The sequence below is a fragment of the Catenulispora rubra genome (assembly GCF_015356825.1).
GTDB classification, from domain to species: domain Bacteria; phylum Actinomycetota; class Actinomycetes; order Streptomycetales; family Catenulisporaceae; genus Catenulispora; species Catenulispora rubra.
This window is the reverse complement of sequence record NZ_JAACYW010000507.1, coordinates 1-3816: the sequence shown is the minus strand read 5'-3', so window position 1 is coordinate 3816 and position 3816 is coordinate 1. Positions and strand designations below refer to the sequence as shown.

The 3816-nt window shown below is 70.7% G+C and carries 3 protein-coding genes; all 3 read right to left on the bottom strand.

The window, feature by feature from the left end; all coding sequences use genetic code 11:
• Positions 1-38 precede the first annotated feature (38 nt).
• Positions 39-1139, bottom strand: coding sequence for an enolase C-terminal domain-like protein (locus GWK61_RS53175; RefSeq protein ID WP_194921958.1), 1101 nt, complete (start codon positions 1137-1139; stop codon positions 39-41).
• A gap of 255 nt (positions 1140-1394) precedes the next feature.
• Positions 1395-2168: a FadR/GntR family transcriptional regulator gene (locus GWK61_RS53170; protein WP_323748182.1), complete on the bottom strand. Its 774-nt coding sequence runs from the start codon at positions 2166-2168 to the stop codon at positions 1395-1397.
• A gap of 231 nt (positions 2169-2399) precedes the next feature.
• On the bottom strand, positions 2400-3743 hold the full coding sequence (locus GWK61_RS53165; RefSeq protein WP_228564472.1) for an MFS transporter: 1344 nt from the start codon (positions 3741-3743) through the stop codon (positions 2400-2402).
• Positions 3744-3816 lie beyond the last annotated feature (73 nt).

The window sequence follows — 3816 nt, the reverse complement described above, 5'->3', positions numbered from 1 at the left end:
CAGGTGGGGTGTCGGGCAGGTTGTCGGGCGAGGTGCTGCTAGGCGGTCGCGCCTTCGACGTAGGGCAGGAGGGCGCTCGGGTAATCGAGCCCCGGGGGCAGCGCGATGCCCGGGCCGGTCGGCGCGTGCACGAGGCCGTCGCGGTCGACGGCGCGTTCGCGGACCACCGGGTTCGAGGTGACCAGCGACTCGTAGTAGGTGGTGTTCGAGATCGCCATGCACAGGTGCTGGTTCGGGATGTCCGAGCCGTGCACCTCGGCGCGGAGCCGGTAGGCGTCGGCGAGGTGCGCGGTGCGCATCGCGCCGGTGATCCCGCCGCGAAGGTTGGTGCTGGCGCGCACACCGAAGGTGGCCGCGCCGGCGGCGATGAAGTCGGCGGAGTTCATGTGCGCGCCGTCGGAGGTCTCGGCGACCAGCAGCGGCACGTCGACGAGCTCGGCCAGGCGCCGGTAGGCGCTGACGCTGAACTCGCGCATCGGCTCCTCGTACCAGAGGTACTTCGCCTCGGACAGCGCCGCGCCGACGTGCAGCGCGTCCGGCAGGTCGAAGCCCGCCGAGCCGTCGTACATCAGCGGGACCTCGGGGCCGAGGTGGTCGCGGAGCGCGAGGATGAGCTGGGCGTCGCGCCTGGCGTCGCCCCACGCGTGCAGCTTCACGCCGTGGTAGCCCAGGTCCAGGCACTGGTCGGCGACGTCGAGGAACTCTTCGACGCTGCCGAAGGTCGAGGTCGAAGCGTAGGCGGGGATCTCAGTGCGGTAGCCGCCGAGGACCTGCCAGGTCGGCAGGTTCTGCACGCGGCCGGCCAGGTCCCAGAGCGCCACGTCGATCAGGCCGAGCGTCGGCAGCGGCAGTTCGTGGATGCGGTCGAGCTCCCATACGCGGTGCCAGAGCCATTCGCGCTGGAACGGGTCCTGGCCGAGCAATTCAGGGCGGAAGATCCGCTCGACCAGATCGTCGAGCAGCACCGCGGCGCCGGGCCGGGAGAAGAAGGCGACGCCTTCGACGCCGGCGTCGGTGCCGATCCGCAGGATGCCGCCCTCCCCCGCCGGCGCGCTGCCGGCCAGGCCTTCGCGCCACCGGAAGGGCGGATCCACGGCGGGCACGGGGACCCGGAAGGACTCGACGTGGGTGATCTTCATATCTGCTTCCTGATCGCTGCCGGACGCGGGACGCCCGGAAAAAGGCATGGCGGTATCGAGGAGTGGCTAAGGAGGTGTTTCGGGGTGCGCGAGGTCCGCGGGGGTGGTTCGGGGCAGGCGCTGTCGCGGCCACACCGTCGCGGAGTCGGCTTTCAGGGCCGGGTGAGGGCGTGCTTGTTCTGAGTGAGAGCGTGCTTGGTAGCGGCGTGCCGGTCAGGCAGCCGGGTTTTCAGATGTGTCGGCGAGCGGCGGGGTTCAGGTCCGGGTGTCGGGGCTGAACAGCCGGTCGCGGATCCGGTTCTCGAACTGGTGCCGGGTGGTGTCCACGTGCTGGGCCATCAGGTCCATCGCGCGGACGGCGTCCCCGGCGCCGATGGCCTCGGCGATCTCGACGTGCTGCCGGCCGGCGGCCTCGAGCGAGCCCGGGGCCATTCTGTGGAACAGCAGCACGTCGCTCTGCGCGGCGAACTTGCGCACCGTGGCGACCGAGGACTGCAGGAAGACGTTGTGCGCCGCGACGGCCACGGCGGTGTGGAACAGCTCGTCGGCGTGCCCGAAGGCGTCGGCGTCGCCGGCCGCCCCGACCTCGGCCGACTCCAGCGCCGCCTCGCGGATGGACTTGACCTCCAGCGGCGTGGCGATGGACGCCGCGCGCCGGGCGGTCTCGGTCTCGATCACCTGGCGGTAGTCCAGCAACATGAGGACGTGCTCCATGTCAGTGGGCTGATAGTGCGCCAGCTGGTCGTTGTCGGCGACGGCCGGGGCCGCGGCGACGAAGATGCCCGCGCCGCGCCGGACCGTGAGCCGGCCGATCGCGGCCAGCACCTTCACGGCCTCGCGCGTGACGTTCCGCGTGACGCCGAGGATCTCGGCCAGCCCCTGCTCGGTCGGCAGCCGGTCGCCGGGGCGCAGGTTCTCCTCGGCGATGTAGTGCAGCAGGCGTTCCGCGACGAGTTCGTAACCGGGCCGGTACCGGTCGTCCTCCGGCGCGGCTCCGTCCGGGCCCAGGGGGGCGGGGTTCCTCGTCACGGTCGAAGTCCTCCCTTGGTGAGTGGCGGCGTGGGATGAGTATGGCAGATCGTCGAATTAATGCAACTCATTCTTCACACGAGGCGGCTACCGCCGCGATGAACCAGATCAATCCCGGGCTTTTGCGGGCAAGTTCGGCGCTGACTCTTCGGATTGATCTGATTCTTCACCGCAGCGGGAGGCGCACACGGGCCTCTCCGGCGCCGGTTCGTGCGGCGGTTCGCGCGGCGGTCAGGCGAGGTCTGCGGCGAGTTCCGTCTCGGTGCGCCCGCCGCGCGCCACCACCCGGCGCGCCAGCACCAGTCCCCCGGCCGCGGCCACCAGGCACGACACCCCGCCGACCGCCAGCCCCGAGCGCGGGTCGGACAGCGCGATCACCCAGCCGACCAGCGGGCCGCCGATCGGCGTCGTGCCCTGGAACGCCACCTGCCACAGCGCGATCATCCGGCCGCGCTTCTCCGGGTCCGAGGTGAGCTGGATCGTCGAGTTGCCGATCGCGATGAACGAGACGCTGGCCCAGCCGACCAGCAGCATCACCGCGCAGGACAGCGCGAACACCGGCGCGTAGGCGGCGGCCAGCATCGACACGCCGAAGCCGGTCGAGGCGATGACCATGGGGCGCAGGCCGGTGCGGCCGCGGGCTGCTGTGAACAGGCCACCGACGACGGCGCCGACGCCCATCGCCGAGGTCATGAAGCCGAAGGCGACCGAGCCGCCGTGGAACGTGCGCTCCACGAAGACCGGCAGCGAGACCTGGAACTCGTACGCCAGCAGCCCGACCAGGCCCATCATCGCCAGCGGGATCGCGATCGTCGGCGTCGCGGCGGCGTAGCGCAGGCCCTCGCGGAGCTGGCCGCGGGCCCGCGGCGTCGGCGGGCTCGGCTGGAGCGCGGAGCGGTCCATGCGCACCAGGGAGGCGACGACCGCGACGAAGCTGGCCGCGTTGAACAGGAAGCAGATCCCGATGCCCACCACGGCGATCAGCACGCCGCCGACCGCCGGCCCGACCGCGCGCGCCGCGTTCACCATCACCGAGTTCAGGGTGATGGCGTTGCGGAGCTCGTCGCGGCCGACCATCTCCCGGACGAACGACTGGCGCGTGGCGTTCTCGAAGGCGTTGTTCATGCCCAGGACCACGGCCAGCGCGCACACCTCCCAGAAGCTGACCACGCCGAACACGGTGAGCAGGCCGAGGACGAGCGCCTGGATCCCCATCGCGGTCTGCAGGATGATCATGAGCCGCTGCTTGTCGGCACGGTCGGCGACGACGCCGCCGTAGGGGCCGAAGAGCAGGACGGGCAGCGTCTGGAGCGCGACGACCAGGCCGAGGGCGGTGCTGGAGTGCGTGAGGGTGAGGACCAGCCAGGACTGCGCGGTCATCTGCATCCACGTGCCGACCAGGGATATGGACTGGCCGGTCATGAAGAGGCGGTAGTTGGGGACCTTGAGGGAGGAGAAGGTCCGCTGCCGCACGTTCTGCGGGGTCGGGGGCTTTGGTGGGTTCGGATGGTTCGGTGGGTTCGGTGGGTTCGGTGGAATCGGCGCCGTGACCGGTCCGGCGTTGACGGTGCTCATGCGACGACGGCCTTCCGTTGCCCACCTTTACTTGTTTAAGCGTACTAAATAAAGATCTCGGGCGGGTGGGTGG